This is a genomic window from Dyella sp., from assembly GCF_035685805.1.
In the GTDB taxonomy this organism is placed as follows: domain Bacteria; phylum Pseudomonadota; class Gammaproteobacteria; order Xanthomonadales; family Rhodanobacteraceae; genus Dyella_A.
In genome coordinates this window covers 86,617-106,676 of the sequence record NZ_DASSAB010000041.1, presented here as the reverse complement: position 1 = coordinate 106,676, position 20,060 = coordinate 86,617, and the positions used below count along the sequence as shown (strand labels likewise).

General features: G+C 62.2%; 21 protein-coding genes, 1 tRNA gene and 1 pseudogene. 3 read left to right on the top strand and 20 right to left on the bottom strand.

Annotated features, from left to right (window positions below; genetic code table 11):
* The 6 genes and pseudogenes from VFG40_RS12185 to VFG40_RS12160 all read right to left on the bottom strand — a co-directional run.
* Nucleotides 1–183, bottom strand: a pseudogene (locus VFG40_RS12185) (tryptophan--tRNA ligase); the annotation flags it as partial.
* Between the two features lie 16 nt (nucleotides 184–199).
* On the bottom strand, nucleotides 200–1,114 hold the full coding sequence (gene rocF / locus VFG40_RS12180; protein ID WP_324897797.1) for an arginase: 915 nt from the start codon (nucleotides 1,112–1,114) through the stop codon (nucleotides 200–202).
* 170 nt (nucleotides 1,115–1,284) lie between these two features.
* Nucleotides 1,285–1,360 (bottom strand) — tRNA-Thr (locus VFG40_RS12175).
* Nucleotides 1,361–1,405: 45 nt separating this feature from the next.
* Complete coding sequence (locus VFG40_RS12170; RefSeq protein ID WP_324897795.1) at nucleotides 1,406–2,131, bottom strand: SPOR domain-containing protein; 726 nt, start codon at nucleotides 2,129–2,131, stop codon at nucleotides 1,406–1,408.
* Nucleotides 2,132–2,162: 31 nt separating this feature from the next.
* A complete protein-coding gene (locus tag VFG40_RS12165; protein ID WP_324897793.1) occupies nucleotides 2,163–2,921 on the bottom strand; it encodes a type III pantothenate kinase in 759 nt (252 codons plus the stop codon).
* The gene (locus tag VFG40_RS12160) at nucleotides 2,918–3,892 is read right to left on the bottom strand and encodes a biotin--[acetyl-CoA-carboxylase] ligase (RefSeq protein ID WP_324897791.1); all 975 of its coding nucleotides are present in this window, start codon (nucleotides 3,890–3,892) and stop codon (nucleotides 2,918–2,920) included. Before VFG40_RS12160 ends, VFG40_RS12165 begins: the two co-directional genes overlap by 4 nt.
* Before the next feature lie 234 nt (nucleotides 3,893–4,126).
* Between VFG40_RS12160 and VFG40_RS12155 the strand changes: the two genes are divergently transcribed.
* Complete coding sequence (locus VFG40_RS12155; protein WP_324897789.1) at nucleotides 4,127–4,462, top strand: hypothetical protein; 336 nt, start codon at nucleotides 4,127–4,129, stop codon at nucleotides 4,460–4,462.
* Between the two features lie 60 nt (nucleotides 4,463–4,522).
* Here VFG40_RS12155 and VFG40_RS12150 read toward each other — a convergent pair whose 3' ends face one another.
* From VFG40_RS12150 to dusA, 4 genes are all read right to left on the bottom strand, one after another.
* On the bottom strand, nucleotides 4,523–5,938 hold the full coding sequence (locus VFG40_RS12150; protein ID WP_324897787.1) for an ATP-binding protein: 1,416 nt from the start codon (nucleotides 5,936–5,938) through the stop codon (nucleotides 4,523–4,525).
* Nucleotides 5,904–6,596: a response regulator transcription factor gene (locus VFG40_RS12145; protein WP_324897785.1), complete on the bottom strand. Its 693-nt coding sequence runs from the start codon at nucleotides 6,594–6,596 to the stop codon at nucleotides 5,904–5,906. The genes VFG40_RS12150 and VFG40_RS12145 overlap by 35 nt, the downstream gene beginning before the upstream one ends.
* A complete protein-coding gene (locus VFG40_RS12140) occupies nucleotides 6,596–6,934 on the bottom strand; it encodes a PepSY domain-containing protein (RefSeq protein WP_324897782.1) in 339 nt (112 codons plus the stop codon). Before VFG40_RS12140 ends, VFG40_RS12145 begins: the two co-directional genes overlap by 1 nt.
* Nucleotides 6,935–7,020: 86 nt before the next feature.
* Nucleotides 7,021–8,067, bottom strand: a complete 1,047-nt coding sequence (dusA, locus tag VFG40_RS12135; RefSeq protein WP_414649292.1) for a tRNA dihydrouridine(20/20a) synthase DusA — start codon at nucleotides 8,065–8,067, stop codon at nucleotides 7,021–7,023.
* Nucleotides 8,068–8,228: 161 nt separating this feature from the next.
* Here dusA and VFG40_RS12130 point away from each other — a divergent pair, with 161 nt between their 5' ends.
* Complete coding sequence (locus VFG40_RS12130) at nucleotides 8,229–9,191, top strand: site-specific integrase (RefSeq protein ID WP_324897801.1); 963 nt, start codon at nucleotides 8,229–8,231, stop codon at nucleotides 9,189–9,191.
* 72 nt (nucleotides 9,192–9,263) lie between these two features.
* A complete protein-coding gene (locus VFG40_RS12125) occupies nucleotides 9,264–9,899 on the top strand; it encodes an HAD family hydrolase (protein WP_324897778.1) in 636 nt (211 codons plus the stop codon).
* Between the two features lie 61 nt (nucleotides 9,900–9,960).
* Here the strand turns inward: VFG40_RS12125 and qatD are convergent, their stop codons facing one another.
* The 10 genes from qatD to VFG40_RS12080 form a co-directional block, all read right to left on the bottom strand.
* The gene (gene qatD, locus VFG40_RS12120) at nucleotides 9,961–10,701 is read right to left on the bottom strand and encodes a Qat anti-phage system TatD family nuclease QatD (RefSeq protein ID WP_324897776.1); all 741 of its coding nucleotides are present in this window, start codon (nucleotides 10,699–10,701) and stop codon (nucleotides 9,961–9,963) included.
* Nucleotides 10,698–12,014, bottom strand: coding sequence for a Qat anti-phage system QueC-like protein QatC (gene qatC, locus VFG40_RS12115; RefSeq protein ID WP_324897774.1), 1,317 nt, complete (start codon nucleotides 12,012–12,014; stop codon nucleotides 10,698–10,700). The genes qatD and qatC overlap by 4 nt, the downstream gene beginning before the upstream one ends.
* Entirely contained in the window at nucleotides 12,011–12,550 is a 540-nt protein-coding gene (locus tag VFG40_RS12110) for a Qat anti-phage system associated protein QatB (RefSeq protein ID WP_324897772.1), read from the bottom strand. Before VFG40_RS12110 ends, qatC begins: the two co-directional genes overlap by 4 nt.
* A gap of 216 nt (nucleotides 12,551–12,766) precedes the next feature.
* Nucleotides 12,767–14,545, bottom strand: a complete 1,779-nt coding sequence (locus tag VFG40_RS12105) for a KAP family P-loop NTPase fold protein (protein ID WP_324897770.1) — start codon at nucleotides 14,543–14,545, stop codon at nucleotides 12,767–12,769.
* Nucleotides 14,546–14,628: 83 nt separating this feature from the next.
* Nucleotides 14,629–14,832 carry a hypothetical protein gene (locus VFG40_RS12100; RefSeq protein WP_324897768.1) on the bottom strand — a complete coding sequence of 68 codons (204 nt, stop codon included), beginning with the start codon at nucleotides 14,830–14,832 and terminating at the stop codon, nucleotides 14,629–14,631.
* 129 nt (nucleotides 14,833–14,961) lie between these two features.
* Nucleotides 14,962–15,375, bottom strand: a complete 414-nt coding sequence (locus VFG40_RS12095) for a CopG family ribbon-helix-helix protein (protein WP_324897766.1) — start codon at nucleotides 15,373–15,375, stop codon at nucleotides 14,962–14,964.
* 286 nt (nucleotides 15,376–15,661) lie between these two features.
* Nucleotides 15,662–15,925, bottom strand: a complete 264-nt coding sequence (locus VFG40_RS17850; protein WP_377338447.1) for a pyocin activator PrtN family protein — start codon at nucleotides 15,923–15,925, stop codon at nucleotides 15,662–15,664.
* On the bottom strand, nucleotides 15,922–16,914 hold the full coding sequence (locus VFG40_RS12090) for a hypothetical protein (RefSeq protein WP_324897764.1): 993 nt from the start codon (nucleotides 16,912–16,914) through the stop codon (nucleotides 15,922–15,924). Before VFG40_RS12090 ends, VFG40_RS17850 begins: the two co-directional genes overlap by 4 nt.
* Before the next feature lie 918 nt (nucleotides 16,915–17,832).
* Complete coding sequence (locus VFG40_RS12085) at nucleotides 17,833–18,759, bottom strand: Bpu10I family restriction endonuclease (RefSeq protein ID WP_324897762.1); 927 nt, start codon at nucleotides 18,757–18,759, stop codon at nucleotides 17,833–17,835.
* 35 nt (nucleotides 18,760–18,794) lie between these two features.
* Complete coding sequence (locus VFG40_RS12080; protein WP_324897760.1) at nucleotides 18,795–19,985, bottom strand: DNA methyltransferase; 1,191 nt, start codon at nucleotides 19,983–19,985, stop codon at nucleotides 18,795–18,797.
* Nucleotides 19,986–20,060: the final 75 nt, after the last annotated feature.

Below are 20,060 nucleotides of genomic sequence, written 5' to 3'. Positions count from 1 at the left end.
CCGCGAGCGCTCGATGCGCGCCGGGTCGTCGCTCTTGATCAGCGCGTGGTAGTCGGCCATGAAGTAGAACGCGTCCACCTCGGCGCGGCGGCTGGCGGCGATCGCCGGGCGGATCGCGCCGACGTAGTTGCCCAGGTGCGGCGTGCCGGTGGTGGTGATGCCGGTGAGGACTCGGGTCTGCATGCGTGCGCGCTGCTGCTCAGTGGATCAGGGTGGATTTGCCGAACAGCGACTCGACCAGGTCCACCGCGAGCTTGGCGGTCTGGTTGCGCTTGTCGTAGGCGGGGTTGAGTTCGACGATGTCGAGCGAACCCATCCGCCCGGTGTCCGCGATCATCTCCATGCACAGCTGCGCCTCACGGTAGTTGGGGCCGCCGCGCACCGTGGTACCCACGCCCGGGGCGATCGTCGGATCGAGGAAATCGACGTCGAAGCTCACGTGCAGGTGGGTGTTGTCGTCCATGCCGGCGAGCGCGAGTTCCATCGTGCGCTTCATGCCGTTCTCGTCGATGTGGCGCATGTCGAACACCTGCACGCGGGCATCGCGCACCAGCTGCTTTTCCACGTCGTCGACCGAGCGGATGCCGATCTGCCGGTAAACCTCGGGCGAGGTCGCCGGCGCGCTGCCGCCCAGTTCGGTGAGCTCCTTCGGGCCATTACCGCACAGGCACGCGACCGGCATGCCGTGCACATTGCCCGACGGCGTGGCCAGCGCGGTGTTGAAGTCGGTGTGCGCATCGAGCCAGAGCACGCGCAGCGTCTTGCCCTGCTCGCGGCAGTGGCGCGCCACGGCGGTGATCGAGCCGATCGCCAGGCAGTGGTCGCCGCCCAGCATGATCGGCAGGTGTCCCGCGGCCAGCTCGGCGTAAAGGGCCTCGTAGGCGGCCTTGTTCCACGCCACCACTTCGGGCAGGTGGCGGTAGCCGTCGGTCGGCGGCTGCCACGGGTTGAGCGGGCCCACCACGTTGCCGCGATCGACCACCTCGAGCCCGCGCTTGACCAGCCGCTCGGCCAGCCGCGCCACGCGCAGCGCCTCCGGGCCCATCGAGGCACCACGATGGCCGGCGCCGATGTCGGTGGGAACGCCCACCAGGGAAATGCTCTGCTTGGTCATGTCGCCTCGTCGTCTCGATCGCGCCGCGTCTGGAACGCACGCCCCGCGATGCGCCTGCGCGCAGGGTGAAAAGGTATCGCTGCCGCCGCGTGCCGGCGGAACATGCATCGCCCGGCCGGTCGAGCCGGAGAGCGGCCCGGGCCGCGCGGCCTCGCAAAAAAGAACCAGGATGGTGCCGGCAGCAGGAATCGAACCTGCGACCTACTGATTACAAATCAGTTGCTCTACCAACTGAGCTATGCCGGCGCTGGCCGCACATTCTAACAGGGCATCCCGCGCCGAGGCGGACGGTCAGAAGCAGCCGGTGCTGTGGGACCCGACGCCGAGCGTCTTCAGGCGTGACTGCAAGCGCGTGCCGTCGCCGGTGGCGGCAACCAGATCGAGCCAGTATTCCGGCACGCTTTCCACCCGTTCGCTCATCTGCGCGGTGAAGCCCGCCGCCTGCAACTGGTCACGGCGCTTGCGCGCGTTCGCCGGATCCTTGAACAGTCCGAGCGAAATCGTGTTGGGCTGGTCGCCTGAGCTGACCACGAAGTAGTCGGTGATGCCTGCATCGGCCAGTCGCTGCGCCTGGGCCAGCGCGGCCGGACGGCTCGATTCGGCGGGCAGGTATACCCACCAGCCGCGCGACTGCTGCGACTGCTCCTGGCGGGAGCGGCTGCGCGCGCTCTCGCCGGCGAGCGCGGCGCGGGCGCTGCGCAGTGCCTGCAGGCTGGCGAACGGGCCCAGCGCAACGCAACGTGAGCCGGCTGCGCCGCTACCCTCATCCACCGCGGCGGCCGCACTGGTCGACGATTCGCCCGGCACCACCGCATCGGCGCGGCCGCTGTCGACGGCACTGGCAGCGGTAGCGGCGCCAGGGTCGGCCAGATCCGGCCGCTCGGTCAGCAGGTGCAGCACGGGCACGCCAGGATCAGCCACGCTGCGCACGTGCGCATCGTCCTGACCGAGCACCAGCCAGGCGCCCACCGCGATGTTGAGCGCGACCAGCAGCACGAACAGCAGACGCAGGAACATCGACACCTCCCAGCGGATTGCGTGGTGCATTCTAGTGGCTGGCGGCGGCCGGTATCGGCGCACCGCTCCAGGTGGCAAGCCCGCGCAGCACGCCATCAACGTACAACCGCGTGGGCATCGGCAGCAGCTCGCGCAGGATGGCCGCGTCGCCACCACCGACCAGCACGAGTGGCGTGCTCCCCAGTGGCTCGGCCACCTGGCGCACGAAGCGTTCGACCAGACCGGCACATGCGCCCCAGCAGCCCGAAGCCACGGCATCGGCGGTGTTGTCGGCCCACGCGCTGATATGCCCCGGCAGCTCCGTCCGCACCCGCGCCGTGGCGGAGGCCAGCGACTGGCGCATCAGGTGCGGTCCTGGTGCGATCAGGCCGCCCAGGTGCCGGCCGTCGGCGGCAAGCGCATCGAGCGTGAGCGCGGTCCCGACGCCAACCAGCACGCATGCACCAAGCCCATCGGCATGGGCAGCTACCATCGTGAGGAACCGGTCCACCCCCAGGCGCTGCGGCTCGGCATAGGCACTTCGCACGCCCGCCCCCGCCGCGGGACTGCGCACCCAGTCGACCGCGACACCGAAGCGCCGCGAAACCAGTGCGGCGATCGCCTGTTCGCGGGCGTCGTCCACCACCGAGGCAGCGATCACCTGCCGGGTGCCGGGCCATGCAGCCCAGGCCTCTTGAAGTTCGGTAATGAAAGGGGCCGTCCAGGCGGTCGCGCCGGTGGCGAGCGGGGTTGCGCCGTCCACCACCAACCACTTCAGCCGGGTGTTTCCCAGATCCAGCAGCAGCTTCATACGCGGCGCACCGTCACATCGGCGCTGTCCAGCGCCCGGATCTGCCCGTCCTCGAGCCGAACCCGCAGCGCGCCGCGGGCGTCGACGCCGGCGCCGGTGCCATGGAAGGACCCGTGCGCGCCGCTCAACGCCAGCGGCATGTCGCGCAACAGGTCGTGGCGTGCGTAGTCATCGATGAACCCGGCAAAGCCGGCGCGCTCAAACTGCAGCAGTCCCTGCGCCAGCGCCTGCACCAGCGCGCTGGCAGCGCGATGTCGACCCGGCGGGACGCCGCCGCACAAGGAGGCGAGGTCGGCGACGGGCTGGCCGGCCTGCTCCCGCAGGGCGTCGGTCAGACGCAGGTTGAGGCCGATGCCGACCACCGCCGCGCACGGCCCCTGGTATTCGCCGCTGAGCTCGACCAGGATCCCCGCCAGCTTGCCCTGCGTCGTCAGCACATCGTTGGGCCACTTCAGCCCGGCACCGTCGATGCCCAGCGCCTCCAGCGCCCGCAGCACGATCACGCCCACCGCCAGCGACAGCCCCGCGAGACTGCCCAGCCCGGCGTCGAAGCGCTTCACGCACGACAGATACAGGTTCAGCCCCGGCGGCGACAGCCACGCCCGGCCCCGGCGACCGCGCCCGGCCGTCTGCGTTTCCGCAAGGACCATGCTCAGGTCGGGCGCAGAGCCCCCGCGCCGCTGCAGCTCGCTGGAGGTGGAATCGAGCTCCCAATGCACCTCCAGCGGGCCCAGGCACGCGCGCGTCGCAGCGTCCAGCCCGTCCAGGATGCGCGAGCGCTGCAGCAGCTCGATCGGCCAAGGCAGCACGTAGCCTGCGCCGCTGCGTGCTTCGATCGGCAAGCCACGGCCGCGCAGTGCCTCGACCTGCTTCCAGATCGCGGCGCGGGTGAGTCCGGCCGAATCGGCCAGGCGCGCGCCCGACACCGCCTCGCCAGAGGCCAGCATGGCTAGCAGCTCAGGCGCCTGCATCGGACACACCCCGGGGCGGTGCCAGCGTGCCGCCGTAACGGATCAGATGGATGGAAACCATGCCGGCGATTCTAGCCTGCGCCGGCGCGCCGCCAGACCGAATCGCCCCGCTGACGCGCCGAAACCGCGACCCGAGGCGCCCCTTGGGACCGCCAAGGCGGGCACTGGCATCGGCCGGTCCTTTCTGTCACGCTCGATGACCTGATTCATGCGAATCAAGGGGTTGGAGTCGCCATGAGCGCCACACACTGGATTCTAGGATGTGCCCTGGCCGCAGCCGCTGCCACGCCCGCGATGGCGTCGCCCGGCTCGAGCGGTGCCGACGCGCAGGCGCTCGGCATGCAGCGCAACGGTGCGGCTCCCGCGCCTGCGCGCAACGTCGACAGCGGCGCTTCTGGTGGCGGTGGCGACGCGGTTGGCCCGCGTCAGGACGCGGACGACGGGGCCAGCGCCAGTGATGCCGGTACCGGAAGCAGCACGACCCCCGTCAGCAGCAGCGCCCGGCAGCCCAACTCGGGCAACCATTCCAGCGTGGGCTGGCAATCGCTGCTGCCGGGCTCGATCCAGTAGCAATACGTCCGCGGCCTGCCCTGCGGGCACGTCGCCTGATCCGGGGCTACCGGCCGCGCGTCAGCCCGGTGGTAACTTCACGCTGAAGCGCGCGCCGCCTAGTTCGCTCGAGCGGTCCACCGCCAGGTCGCCCTGATACGCCCGCACGATGTCCTGCACGATCGACAAGCCGATGCCGTGCCCCTGCACGCGCTCGTCGCCGCGCACGCCACGCTGCAGGATGCGGTCGACCTGATCGGCCTCGATGCCGGGCCCGTCGTCCTCCACGCTCATCCACACTCCCGGCCGCTGCTTGCCCGCTTGCGGCCGGGCCTGGATCACCAGCAGTACGCGGTGACGCGACCACTTGAAGGCATTCTCCAGCAGGTTGCCCAGCAGCTCGAGCAGGTCGCCCTGCTCGCCGTAGAACGCGACGCCCTCGTCAATCTCGAACTCGCACAGCACGTTCTTGGCCGCGTAGACCTTTTCCAGGCTCTGCACCAGATCCTCAGCATGCCCGGCGATCGGGATGGCGCTGGCGAACGGCTGGCGTCCAGTAGTGGCCGCGCGCGCGAGCTGATAGGCCACCAGCTCGTCCATCCGCCGCACCTGATCAAGCACATCGTGGCTCAGGGCGGGCGCATCGCCGGCCGATTCCAGTCGTGACCGGATCACCGCCAGCGGCGTTTTCAGGCTGTGCGCGAGATCAGCAAGCGTGTTCCGGTAGCGCGTGCGCTGTTCGCGCTCGCTCTCGATGAAACCGTTGATCCGCCCGGTGAGACCGGTCAGCTCGAGCGGGTACTGGCTGTCCAGGAAATCGCTCTTGCCCCGCTCGACCCGGCTCATGTCGGCGGCCACCTTGCGCAGCGGCGTAAGGCTCCAGCGCAGCAGCAGCATCTGCAGCACGATCAGCATCACGCCAAGGGTGGCGAGATACACGATGAGCGAGCGGCGGTAGGTGGCGTTCTCGCCCTTGAACTGGTCTTCGGTCTGGGCGACGGTGAAGGTCAGCTGCACGGACTTGTTGTCCTGCGACTCGAACACCACGCCATAGCTGTAGTAGTAGAGCCGGCCCATGCGGGTATCGATCGGCCCCACGAAGCGCGTCTCCCCGGGGGCAAGCGGCGAGAGGAAGCTGAAGTCGCGGCCGATCGCCGAGGACGACTCCCAGTGGAATCCGCCATCGCCCCGGGCGACCGCGTAAAGGCCCGAGCCCGGGCGCGAAAAACTCGGGTCCGGCGAGGAATACGGCAACAACAGGCGCCCGTTGCGGCCCACGTCGATCAGCGCCAGATAGGCGAGCACGTCGTTTTCCAGCCGGTCGCGCAGCCCGCTCAGGGCGGTCTGGTATTTGGCCTGCGACAGGGTGACCCCGATGATGCCGAGGAAGCCGGCCAGTGCCAGCCCGGTGGCCATCGCCGCGCGCGCCGCCAGCGACAGCGGGCGGCGCGGCGTGGGCGACTCAGTCCTCGTCGCCGTCGCTGCGGGGGATGGCAAAGCGATATCCGCGTCCACGTACCGTCTCGATGGGTTTGAGGGTGGATTCCGGATCGAGCTTGCGACGCAGGCGGCCGATGAACACCTCGAGCACATTGGAGTCGCGGTCGAAATCCTGCTGGTAGATGTGCTCGGTCAGGTCGGCCTTGGAGACCAGTTCGCCGGCATGCAGCATGAGGTATTCCAGCACCTTGTACTCGTAGCTGGTGAGGTCGACGATCTTACCCTCCACCGACACCGTCTGGGCGGTGGTGTCGAGCTTGATCGGTCCGCAGGCGAGCACCGGCTTGGACCAGCCGCTGGCTCGACGCACCAGCGCATTGATGCGCGCCAGCAGTTCCTCGACGTGGAACGGCTTGACCAGGTAATCGTCGGCACCGTGCTTGAGCCCCTCGACCTTGTCCTGCCAGCCGCCACGCGCGGTCAGGATCAGGATCGGGTAGCGTTGGCCAGCCTCGCGCAGCGCCTTGATCAGATCCATGCCCGACATCTTGGGCAGGCCCAGGTCGATGATCGCCAGGTCGAACGGCACCTCGCGACCGAGGTAGATCCCTTCCTCGCCATCCTGCGCCGCGTCCACCGCAAAGCCGTCACGTTTGAGACGGGCCGCCAGTGTCTCGCGCAACGGGGCTTCGTCCTCCACCAAAAGGATACGCATTAGTGACTCCCTCTCTTTCCTGTGTCGTTGATGGCCGGGCGCGGCCTGCTGCGGGGGCTGCTGCTGGCGGGCCGCGCTGGCACCGCGGCGGGCTTGCCGCCAGGCACGACCACCACGCGGACGTGCCCTTCAGGCGTGAGCACCTTGACCCGGAACTCGCTCTTGCGGCCGAACTCGCGCCGGTCCGCCGAAAGTACCTTGCCTCCCGTGTCCTGCTGCACCTGCTTGACCGCCTGGTCCAGCGTGGGCGCGCCGCCTTGCTGCGCCCAGGCGGGAGCGGCGAGCGACAGCGCCATCGCAGCAAGCAGGCGCGACAGCATAAGCGTGTTGAGTGTCATGCATGCGTGATCCGGCCGCCGGGCAACCCGGGGTCGCCCGAGGGTAAGGGCCCGGGGCTGAATAGTGGCCTGATCCGCGCGGCTCGTCATGCCGCTGCACGGGTCGGCGCGATCGCCTGTTCGAGCAGTGACCAGCCCGCTCCGTGCAGGTGCGCCCCCTCGCTGAGCGTGCGGCGGAACCCCCGCGCGCCCGGCTGGCCCTGGTACAGGCCCAGCAGGTGGCGGCTTATGTGCTTGAGCGCCGTCCCGCGCGCCAGTTCCGATTCCACATACGGCTGCATGCGCTCGAGCACGGCCTCGCGGGAGAGCAGCGGCGCCTGGTAGAGCGCCGTCTCCAGCTGCGCGAGCAGATAGGGGTCGTGATAAGCGGCACGGCCGAGCATGACCCCGTCCACCTGGGCCAGATGTTCGCGTACCTGCGCAACGGTGGTGATGCCGCCGTTGATCACCACCGTCAGTTCAGGGAACTCGCGCTTGAGCTGGTAGACGCGGGCATAGTCCAGCGGCGGGATCTCGCGGTTTTCCTTCGGGCTCAGGCCCTGCAGCCAGGCTTTGCGCGCATGCACCATCAGCACGGTGACGCCGGCCCGGAGCATCGTTTCGGTGAAGCGCTGCAGGCCGGCGTAGTCGTCCTGGTCGTCGACGCCGATGCGGCATTTCACCGTCACCGGAACCGGTCGTCCGGTGCCCGACAGCGCGTCACCCATGGCGGCTACGCAAGCGCCGACCAGTTCTGGCTCCAGCATCAGGCAGGCGCCGAACCGACCTGCCTGCACCCGATCCGACGGGCAGCCCACGTTGAGGTTGATCTCGTCGTAGCCGGCCCGGGCGCCGAGCACGGCCGCCTCAGCCAGCTCCTGCGGCTCGCTGCCGCCGAGCTGCAGGGCCACCGGATGCTCCTGCTGGCTGTGCTCGAGCAGGCGCAGCTGCCCGCCGCGCACCAGCGCGGCGCTGGTCACCATCTCGGTATACAGGCGCGCATGCGGCGCCAGCAGCCGGTGGAAATAACGGCAGTGGCGATCGGTCCAGTCCATCATCGGCGCGACGCAGACGCGCCAGTCGCTCGAATCTAGCGACTTTTGGCTTTGCAGCTGGGTTTCTTGGCGATCTGGAGCTGTTACGTTTTCGGGCATTTCCGGCAATTTTCGAGTGTTTTGCGTGCTACAGTGCTACGATAATTGCTACGCAATCGGCTATGTAGCACCGCCATATGGGCACTATCGTGCAGCGCCGTAGAAGCAACGGCTCAATAGGGTACACCGCGCAAATAAGGCTCAAGCGCGATGGCGTCTTGGTGCATACCGAGGCACAGACCTTCAGTAAGAAAGCGCTCGCCACAGAGTGGCTACGGCGGCGCGAATCAGAACTCGATCAGCAGCGCGCACGTGGCGAACCACTGGGCGTCCGCCATACGCTGAAAGAACTCATTGACTGGTACATCGCCGAGGTCAAAGCGTCTGCGAACTGGGGCAGGACCAAGGAAGCGGATCTCAGCCGACTTCGTGGCTACCCCATTGCAGCGAAGAGAGCCGCCAACCTCTCAGTCGCGGACTACCTGCAACATGCCGCCGAAAGGCGCGATGAAGGAGCAGGCCCAGCCACCGTAGGAAACGACTTCATCTGGATTGGCCAGATACTGAAGTCAGCACGATCTGCGTTGAGCATCCCTGTAGACCTCACGAAGCTCGACGATGCCCGCCATGAGCTCCGCAGCCGCAAGGTGATTCAGAAATCGAAGCAGCGCGATCGGCGCATCAGCACTGCTGAGGAAGCGAGGCTGCTGGAGCATTTCCGGGCGCGAGACGGGCGAGCCGACATCCCTATGGCCGACATAGTGCAGTTTGCCCTTGCGTCCGCACGGCGGCAGGAGGAGATCACACGCCTGCGTCGCCATGACCTCGTGCCGGAAAAGGGTATCGCCTGGCTCGATGATGTGAAGCACCCACGGCAGAAAATCGGCAATCGCCGCAGCTTTCGCATGCCGCCCGCAGCTTGGGAGATCATTCACCGCCAGCCCGCGGATAGCGAACTCGTTTTCCCCTACAACCCCAAGTCGATCGGTGCGGCCTTCACCCGCGCCTGCAAGCTGCTGGAGATTAAGGATCTGCGGTTCCACGATCTGCGTCACGAGGCGACATCGCGCTTGTTCGAGCGTGGGCACAGCATTCAAGAAGTGGCTCAGTTCACGCTGCACGAATCTTGGGCCACGCTCAAGCGCTACACCCATCTGAAACCTGAAGACGTGCCGGACCGGTAGACCGCTCACAGAATGGTGGGGCTCGCTGCCGGGACCAGATCACGCACGGGCCCGTCGAATGAAGGAACCTGGATGCAAAATCAAATCAAGGCCGTCGCTTTCGACGCATTCGGGACTCTCGTCGAGATACGCGACAAGCGGCGACCCTATGCCCGATTAGCGAAGGCTGCGGCACAGCCGCTGGCGAGATCGCCAATGTGCGAACCGATCGACTTGGACGCCATGGTTCATCTCTGCGGCTTGACTCTTGACGCCAGCGAGATGGCGATCCTCCACGCAGACCTACAAGCCGAACTCGCATCTACCCAGCCCTATCCAGAAGCGGAAGAGGTTCTGAAAGAGCTCAGGGGACTTGGCGTGAGGATTGCCGTCGCCTCGAATCTCGCCCTACCCTACGCCCGCCCCATTGAGGAGAAGTTCGGCCATCTATTGGACGTCTCATGCATGTCTTTTGAGGTGGGTTTTGTGAAACCTGATGCCGGTTTCTACGCTGAACTCTGTAGACGGCTAAACCATCTTCCCCAGGAGGTGCTCATGATCGGCGACACGTGGCGTTGCGACTACGAGGGTGCAACTGTCGCCGGTCTACACGCTATCCACCTTGATCGACAAGGAAAGATCGAGGTGGATCAGAGCTACGTTTTTTCGTCAAACCTCTGCAGCGTTCTCGCCTACATAGGAGGGCGGCAACAATCAAATTCAGACTGAAGACCCACTAGCCACCGAAAGCGGGCGCGGGCATCAAGCCGACGAAAATGGTGCCTTTGTCTTAGAATGAAACAAGCTCACGAAAGGACGAAACTACCTGATCTCTCGCGGCGGGCTCGTCCGTATTCCACAGCCGCGCAAGTACTCGCAACGCGCCTTCGCATTCCGCAGGTTGAAGTGGGTTGCCATCAACCGCAGCAAAGGGGCCATCGGTCTCCGTCAGGATCCGATTGTGGGGCATCTTAGCTGCCAGATCCGCTCCCTTTTTGCCTCGCAACATCGCGTTTCCCACTGAGAACCAACATCCCATCTCGATCGCGCGTGCGAGCTCACGTTGCGTGCCAGAAAACCAGTGAAGGACCGCCACGCCATAGCCAGGATGGTGCTCCAAGGCATCAAGCACGTTGCTCGCCGCCGCGCGGCTGTGCAGGGTCAAAATCCGGCCACCCGCAGCCACGCAAGCCGAGAGGACGTGCTCGAATACCTTGACTTGGTCTTTCCAAAAGGCACGACAGTCGGGACCTCCATCTAAGCCCACTTCCCCCACATAACGCGCTTCGGGAAGCAACTGGTCGAACAACGTTAGTTCTGACTTGCGTTCCTTGGCGAGCTGCGGGTGGAGCCCCAAGGCGGTCTTGATCCGCGGCACTCCCTTAGCCAGGTCGGAAGTCCCACGCCAAGCCTTGGGGGTGGTGGTGACGGAAAGCACATAGCTTTTGCGCTGCGCGATGCGCTGAACCTGCTCCCGTGGGCTGGGATACAGGTCCAAGTGGCAATGCATATCAACAAGCGGACTGCTCATCGGATGAGGCGTTGGGCGCTCAAAAAGTCCCTTACTTCTCGCATGCCGCGATGCACTACGTCTACCAACGCGTCGCGAGCGTTGGCTTCCTGGGGTAAAGGACCCGTCTTGGCTACCCAAGCGGCAACGTCGGCCGCGGGAAGTCGGTGGGCCGCCAGGATCATTGCCATCAAGTCGTCGCGCTTCGTCTCGTCTGCAAGAACCTGCTGGAGGTCTGCGCCCGGGTTGTCATAGTGCGTCCGATCGGCCCACTGAGCTGCGTGGAAGGATGCCCGCCGGATCAAGCAGGGAACACATCGACCGCATTGGATACCATGCCTCTTCCACTTGCCGCACGAGACCGTGCGATCAGCAATCGAGCGCAACCGTTGCTGGTCTAGGCACTGGGCGATCATCTCCCCTTTCGTCGTCTGAGCGAACGGGTTCTTGATCTGGGCAGGAATGCCGACAGCATCCCAAATCTCTTGGATGAGGCTTAAGTAATGAGGGTGCGTTGTGCGCGTGCTAAGGGCGCCGATGCGTCGGTTCGTCAGCGGAGGATTGATCGCGATGAGTCCGTTCTCTGGGACATACAACACAGGCTTCCGAATGCCCAGATTGAGTTCGGCCATGGTTGCCGCCATCAGCGCACCCATGCCGAGAAAATTGATGCTCCTAGTGCGCATCTGGACGTCGTTGGCTGGCTCCCACCACTTCGCCGGGTGAGCGATGGCTCCGAACCGGGAGAGCCCGAGGCCCAAGCGTCCCAAGATCTCTTGCTGTCTCCCAGCGTCACGCGGATAGGCATGGCTGACCAGCACCGGCTTCTTGCCGTTCGCCTGAAGGTCCAGCATTCCAATGGCGCTATCCAGACCGCCGGAATACAGGCAGACGCAATCGCTGTCGTCGAGAGAAAGCTTGTTTCTTACCCTTGGGCGAAGTGGGGGTGGCGCATGTCCGCCCCCGACCACATTGATCTTCCACTCATCGCCACTGAGGAACAGCAGCGCACGCTCCAAACGCTTGAGAACCGGGCGCCATGGGTCTGGATCGGCCAGGCCTACGACCAATTCGATTTGGCGTGCCCAGCCATCCGCGGCAGTGTCTCGGCTGACGAAGGTGTCTGCGGCGGTGACCGCAAGCGACATGGAAAGAAAGTCGAAGGCCCGTCCGGGCACTACATGCTTAATCCGCGAAACGGCATCAAGGACTGGTCTGCCAATCGTCGCAGAACCGTGTTGCCACGGCTTCCTACCGTAAAGCTGGACCGGAAGCACTCCATCTGAACGTGGGGGCAAGGCGTCGAGGTCAGGATGAACATACACCTGAATCATGGTTCGTAGGCCTCCCATTCCTTCCAAACCTCCCGAATAGCCGCCAACTCGGCGGTCTGGATTTGCTTGCCAGTCATCCCTTGCACCTGCCCATCCAGAAGTGGCCGCATGTGCTTGTCTGTGGCGACCTTCACCAGCTCAAAGAGCCCCTTTTCTGCCCGGTCTAACTGGTCGGCAGAAGCCGCCTTCCCAAAGGCCCGGTCTGAATCGAGCACAATCTGTTCGAACACACAACGGCCGACGTAGGCGATCATGACCTCCACCAAAAGCTCATCGGTGATGTCGCCGAAGTCGAATGTTTCGACCCCTTCCAAGCATTCCGACAACGCTTCGTTCAGTGCCGTGCGTATCCGTTCCGCGTCACCGTTTTCGGGCACCAAGGCCTCAACGATGGCGTCAATGGCTTCTCGCGTTGGGCGTCCGGCAAGCGCCCTAAGGTTGACCGGCGCCTTAGCAGGATTTGTCCTCAGTTGATCGAGGACCCCAAAGAGCCCGCTGCCTACCTGCGCCATTGCACCGAAGCGACGTGGGCCCACCGTGGACCCACCCGTTGAAGACCGTGCGTAGTGCCTCAGCGCCTTGGTGAGATAGGAACGGTCACCGCTGCCCACGAAACGGCCCAACGATGTTCGGAACCCTCGGAACCGGTCGGACTCTGGCTCGGGACCTGGGCCCGCACCATCCACATCAGCCCAAGGTGGCACCAGAGGACTGTTGTTACCCGGCCCTCTGCTGGAAGTGGATGTGCCCATTTACTTCTCCTCCTTGAACCAAGCCTTGTCCCGCACGAGCACCAGCAACCATGGTGGCTGCTTCGGCAGGTTGCGGATAAAACTCGCAAGCAACCCTGCAGCGGCGCCAGCTTGGCCATCTGCCTCGGCTAGAAGGGCGGCGCCTGTGAAGGCATCAGGTTTGGTCTGCCAATCCTGATGCGGCCTGAAGAGCTCGATCAGTTCACGCATGACGCCTAACCGCTCTGCGGCAGGGATTTCCCTGATGGCCGCCTTGGCAGCGGGCGACGCCATCGTGGTTACCTTCCGCAAGCGCTCAAATGCCTGTGCGGCAGCTTGAGAAAGGTCGGAAGATTCGTTACGCAGCGCAGTGGTCTCTCGGCTTAGATAGATAAGGGCACGAAGGTCGTGGCCCGAAAGCGAGGGTTTGAGACCAAACCAGTCCCACAAAAACGACGTGTCGTCCTCCCACTCCTTGGGAAGGACCTTGTTGAACGCTTCCTGGTCTTCCAGCAGTCTTTCCATATCGACGACCAACGGGGGCTGGCCCTTTGGTGCCTCGTTGATGAGCGAATACAGCTTGGTGACGGCTCGCGGACTCGCACATCGCTCGAACAAAGCGAACTTCGCAACCATCCCTTCATCTACGGGCATCTCCCGCCGTTCGGCAATGCGAGCTCTCAGGCGGACCACGTTAAGCAGACGCTTGACGATGCGTGGGTTGCCCTCCACATACGTCGACTTGGCCAAGAGCGCCGCCATGCGGTCGGCGATGTCGAACGTGGCCACCAAGTTCTTCCCGTCTGGCCCCAAAGCTCCAACCGCGTCGGCGACAGATAGCGGCTGCTCCTTCCAGCTGGACCGGAGGTTGTTCTCCAAGCGTGCCCTCAAGGCAGACAAATCTTTCTCAGGCATCTTCGCTGCCTCAGCGAAGAGCATGAAGAGGAACGCCCGAATCTCGGCTACACCAAGCCGCGGCACACGCACGGGCACCTGAATCAACTTATCGAGATAGTCTTTAACGTGGCGCACATCCACTCCGCCGAAGTGCTCGGAGACAGAGTGCCGCACCATGTCTTCATCCGCTGCCACCACGAAAGCGGACTGGTCCATGAAGAGGAAGAGACGCAGCGCTTCCAGCGTATGAATCGTCTGGGCAGGCAAGCAGCGGTCTAGGTTGTCCACAAAAACAACCATGGTCTTCTTCAGGCCGGCCAGTAGTTCGCCGAACTCGTGGCGGAAAGCATCAATCTCTTCCGGCGGGCTTTTCTTCTTCTCGGGATCTACGAGGCCTGCGACCGCTTTGCCTCCTTCGGCAACAGCCTTCGCATCCTCTTCGCCCGGCCTCCCGTCAATGAAGTTGCCTACGGCTCCCACAGCCTTCGCGGCGGCACCAAACATCGGGATACCATGCGTAGCCGCCAAGACCTCGACGGCCAAGCCAAGAGTCCGCATGGTGTTCACACGCGCTAGAAGCCGCTTGGCTAGTCCGAACAATCCCTCCTTGTTTTTGGCTTCCTCGTAAAGTGAGCGAGCGATGACGTCCATCAACGCCGCTCGCGCGTCGTCATAGCCTTGGTATAGCCAAGCGTCAAAGCGGATGACGATCGTATCGTCGCCAGCTCGCTGCTTCAGTTCAACCTCAATGAGGTTGAGGAGGCTGGATTTGCCCGTCCCCCACGTGCCGAAGATTCCTACGGAGACCGGGCGCATGCCGGGGTCAACCAGGATCTCGGCAACGACCTCAGCTACCTCGGCATAGTTGAGGTAGTCCCTCTTGGTCTCGATGTCAGACCACATCGTCCCTTCCCCCTGTCATACAGACAGCCCAGCTTCTAGCCGACCAAGGACTCGTTGTATCACGACTTGACGGATATCCGCCTTCAGGGCCTTGCTTTAACCACGCCGTCTGGAGACCGCCGCCGAAAATTCCAGTCGCGGAACTGCGGGTGCTCGTCCAGAAAATACAAAACGATACCTTCGACGATGTCGTCCATAGACGCCCGCAACCCTTCCTCTTGGTCCAGGTACTTGCAGTACAAATCCAACATCCGGCGGACCTCGGCGTTCTTCAAATTTAGTTTCATCTTCGGTCCAAGTACGCGACCAGCCGCTAGCCCAGGTTTCGAACTGCAAGTAGTAAGTCCAGGTGCTTCCAGTGATGGCGAGAAGGCACCCGATGCCCAGTCATTTTTGCGGGCTCCGCAAAAATGGCGCTACTCCGCAACCGACCAGAGCGCGGCGAGACCTTCGCCATTTTGTAGCGCGGAGGGTATGTCCCGCATGAGCTTGTGATACCTCTCGCTTGCAGTTGCTGCTTGCGCATCAATGGCTTCCGAAGGAACCGGGGGCGTGTGAACGAGGTAGGACCGCACGAACCTGTCGAAGAAGGCCATCAGCACGTGCACATCGTTGCGCACGAGGCTGATCTCTTTCCTGGTTCGGCTTAGCGATCCAGCGATTCGGGCCTCTAGGTGGTCTTGCTCGTCGCGGCGCCGCTCCTCCTGTAACCAATCGCGCACAGCTTCGCGAACCGCGGCCGCACGCGTTCCGCCGCGCTCTGCGAGCAGGGCTTCTAACCTCTGCAACATGCTGTCGTCGAGCCGAACGCTGATTTGTGAGGTTGCCATAGCGGGTTTCACCTGAGATTCGACGGGTTCTTTTTTGGGATTCGTTACAGCTGAGCGATAGCAACGGCTACGTCGCAGATCGCGCGAAAGTGAATCCCACTCCTTTATGTTCCACTACCTGAACATTCGGGTTGCCGCTGTGGAGTCGCCTGGGAGTTTTTTGCGGGCCCCGCAAAAAACTCTTGGCACTGGATCGGTTGCGCGCCCGTCGGGCAAGCCCCGCATGGAATCCGCAGCAAGCAGCCGCTGAAAAAATCATCGTGCTCCACAGACAGCGACTCCGGTATCAAAGTGGTCCGCCGGCCGCGTTGATGCGGCGCCAGTCCGCTGCGGCTTGGGCCTTGCGCTCATCCAGGTATGCCGCAAGCCGCGTGGCATCAACCAGCCAAGGCGACTTCTGGCTCCCGACTCGGAACGCAGGTACCGGGAGAGCTGCACGACCAGCACGCTTTGCTGCCTCCTCCGGCGTCATGCCGAAGAGTTGGGCGCAACGTCCCAGTGGAATCTGAGCGGTCCCATACTCGGCCATGAGAAGAAAGAGCGTATTCATGCGCGCCCCCCAATGAGCTCCCTCGCCCGCTCGATATGGGCGAGCACGGCAGCGCTTGGTGGTTGAGAGGCTCGAGCCCTCTGTTCTTGCCGCAGCTTCACGGCAACCGCTTGTCGGGCCGCATCTGCACGCTTGGCTTCACGCCTCTTCGCAACAGCCACGCCCCTAGCGAATCTGAATTCCTCGCGCTCAGCTTTACCAGCGAGTGATGCCAGAAGGCCAACTCGGCTGTTTTTTATCTCGGCATCCGAATAGCCCGCGACTTCATCGAGGAGTTGCTGACCGAGCTCCTGTGAATACCTCCGCACCACTTTCAACATTTCGGCTCGCTCGGCCTTGTGCAGTCCGTCTTGAAAGTGGAACGCTGATTCGTCCGCGATGCCGTTGTTGGTAGTAGTACTTATGTTTTGTACTGTTTCTTCTGTAGTACTGGACGGTGTTACCAGAACCCGGTTTTCCCGTTCGTGGTCGCCATCCACGATACGGGGATCCCGCTTGTGGTCGCCATCCACGATATGGAAATCCCATTTGTGGTCGCTCACCACAATACGGGAATGCCGTTCTTGGTCGCTTCCCGGTTCGCGAACTATGGGCCGCGAGAGCTGCTCGTACCTACTATCAGATGACAACGACGGAGCACCTTGTTGCTCGTCATGCACCCGTGATGGAGCAGCCTCGGGAGTGAGATCCGCTGGATCCTTGATGATCCAGGTTGTACTCACGAATCTTCCGCCAGTACCTCGAAGACGCTCGATTTGAAGGTAGCCGCAACGCTGTAGCTCCCTGACCGCTGACATCGTTGACTCCCTCCCATCCCCGGAGTGCTCTGCAAGGCGGGCGATAGTCAGGCGATATGAGCTGGAGCAGGAGGAGAGAAAGCCAAAGAGCCCCTTCGCCTTCCAGCTTAAATTGCGATCTCGAAGAACGGCATTGTCGAGAACAGTGAAGTTCTGTGGCCGTGATCTGCGAACAACAATCAGTTCAGACATGGCCAGCTCTACGCTCGATCAACAATCGAAGCAATGACGTCGGTACGGAAGTACACACGTCGGCCGAGCTTCACCCTCGCGGTCAGCAGCTCCTTGGAGAACGCTGAGTCATGTTTCGACAAGCTGTACCGCAAGCCTACTGCGCTGCGCTTCAGTAGCTCCGCAAGCTGCGGATATGTCATCAGCTCACCAAAGCGAGCGACCAACCTTTCACTAGTTTCCATGGCGCACCATTTGCCCAACAAGACCTAAGTTGGACGCAGATTGCCTAACAAAAAAAGCCCTTGGCAAGAGGCACTTTCTTTGTCCGATATATATATATCACTCTACTTTTTTCCATTATAAAGATGATTATCTATTGGCACAAATATTTGGCGATCAAGCCGCCTAAGCCACTGATTTCTTTAGGGGCCAATTTGCGCCTAAACCGCACTTTTCGCGAAAAAATATTTTTCGGCCTCGTGCACTTTGGGCCGGTTGAGGCGTACCTGCGCGAGCCCCTGACCAGAGGTAGCTTGGACATGGGCCGTTGCTTGCCGCCAGAAGCCGCCGTGAGTCCGCGTCTGTCAGGTCGGATATAAGCCGCCCTTCGTTATCCGCCAGGTCATGCGGTCAGCACCAGAAGATGACGCGCGGTCGTACTACTTGCTCTGCCACACCTGTGGGTCTGGTGCACGTGGGGCGCCCCCTCCGTCCCAGGGCACGCAACACGTGCTTCACTGATTCCCCCTGCGGCGGACTTTACGCGGCCCTGCCGTCCGACCGCTCCCGGCCAATAGCTACCATTCGCGGGAACCACGAAGCCTTAAGGCCAACGGCAGGTTCACTTCGAAACCTGCCGGATGCTCGGTGGGGCCAACTCGGCCTCTTGCAGACACTCGACGCACATGGCCGCTTGTCCACCGCAGTAATCGGAAGCTAGAAGTAGCCTCGTCCAAGTACCGTGTCAACGGTGTCATCTTCCACTTCAGGGAAGCATTCGTTTATGTGCGCAATGAATCGTGCAAAGCTAGTTAAGTGCAGCGGATTGCTGTCTAAGAAACGAATGTATGCATCACGCCCACGTTGCCTGCCTTGGCTGGTGCTGAAATCACTCCGGACGTTTGAAGCCAGGCGCTTTGCTTTGCGCAACACGATGACCTCATCGATCGAGGTTAGCTTCGTCGTTATGGGCGTCATGTCGAGATATTCGCACAACAGTACATATCTCGAACCCGGCACTGCTCGCTTCAACTCGTTCGAGGTTTGCGATGCCTCTTGAAACATAGTCTTATCGAGATTGGTTTTAATCTCGGTCGCAAAGTGTGAAACGTAAAATTTCTTGCTGAATGCCGATCCGCCATCAGGGTCGTTCGTGATGGTTATCCGATGAGTCTTCGCTACCGAGAAGTCTTGATCTTTTGTCTTTAGAAAAACGCCACCCGGGGATCCAAGGTCAAGGAAGGGAGACCCAAAGCTAAGTCCGGCAAATGACGAGTGCGGTCCACAAACGATGTTCCCCAGGCGGCTGAAGCCCGGCACCAGCCGTGCATCGAACAGATATGGCAGGAACTCCTCAAGGACGCTGTTTGATAGCTTTAGTTGGCCGTTTTGACGATAGAGAAAATTATCATCAGCGTCGTAGATTAAATCCAAATCGATAAACCGCTTGTACGAATTCAACGCATCTACGAATATTTCCAGCAGCGCGTCGCCTTCGCCTTTAGCCTCTCGGAGAATTGCGATCCACTCGCCGTAACGTTGAAGCGCGAGATCGACGCGAACCTTGTCTCGGTCAGGAAGATTGTTGTTTGCGCTAAGTGCGACGAGCTTGTCCCCGTGCGTTGCAGGATGTATTACTTGCATTGCCTGACCTTTCTACGGTTGTGTCTTGGAACGACCTAGTACGGCGTGTCTTCGAAAGCCAACAGTGGCGACGGCTGTACTTTCTTGATACCCGTTATCGCTGCTTGAAGCGCTTCCTCGCTCTTTTCAGGTGCGCCATCCAAAGCAGTAGCTAAGGCCTGTTGTCCGAGCAATCGCGCGCAGTCGAGAGCAATGGGGTTGCAGCCAACGCGCCGTGCGATTATCACGTCTTCGTATATATCTTGCCCATAGCGATTGCTGAACACGCGCTCTTCGGTTTGCAGGACTTGATAGCCGGCACTTTTCCTCATAAGACTCTCAATGAGGTGGGAATTTCGGAACGAACATCCCAGCACGCTCGACTGCCTTCCCACAACAAAAACGACAGGCGCTCCCTGTTTACATACTCGTGCTAATTCGTTCAAAACCTGTGCCATATCCATGCAATATTGGACGACAGTCAGAAATCTGTTCCCGCGATGTTTGCGATTGGCGCCTATCTCCGAGCTTGCTGCCTTCAGCGGGTCCCAGCCTAGTAACTCCACCGCCGGCCGATAATTCTGGTGGTAATTGAAAACGTTGATGTAGGGGGGGGATGTGATTACCGCGTCAACCGTTTCAGCGTCGACGGCCAAACTGCGTGCGTCACCGAGAAAACACTTTGCGGATCCGCCGTAGCTCTTGAGTTCGTCAAGCATGCCTGCGACACATAAGAGTCCGCGCGAGAGGGAATTGTGCGTTATGTCGGGCTTGTCACCCATGCCAAGCAATATGGCTGCCGTAAGGCATTTCTGGAGCGCCGGGTCACTACCGAGACCCTTCACCGCATCTATGACACGCTCGGGCGCTTGACTCGAAGAAAGGAGGTTAGCACTAGCGCTCGTTAAGGCGGACTTCAGTCGACCGAATTCTGCCACTGGCTGGCCGCTCAACGATGCAAGCGAAGCTAGGTGCCACGCTGCTGGGTTAACCTCGGAGCCTATTCCAACACTTCCTCGCTGGGCGGCCTCGAACAACACTGTTCCACTTCCGCAGAACGGGTCAAGGACTACTGAAGCATCCGGGCAGACTTTTTCGAGCAAATACTCGATGAGCTGTGGAGAGAACTGTCCTCGCCACGGCAAACGACTTGCACGCGATTTTCCGATGATATTTAGTCTTGAGCCTTCGAGCTCGAGCACGGGGAACGAGGCTTCGTCGAGTCGGGGTTCCGGTTCGAGATACATCTGTAAACCCTTAGATGGCGCCTTGACAGAAAAGGAAGCGGGCAGCCCGTTCGCGAGATGGACGTATGATAACGC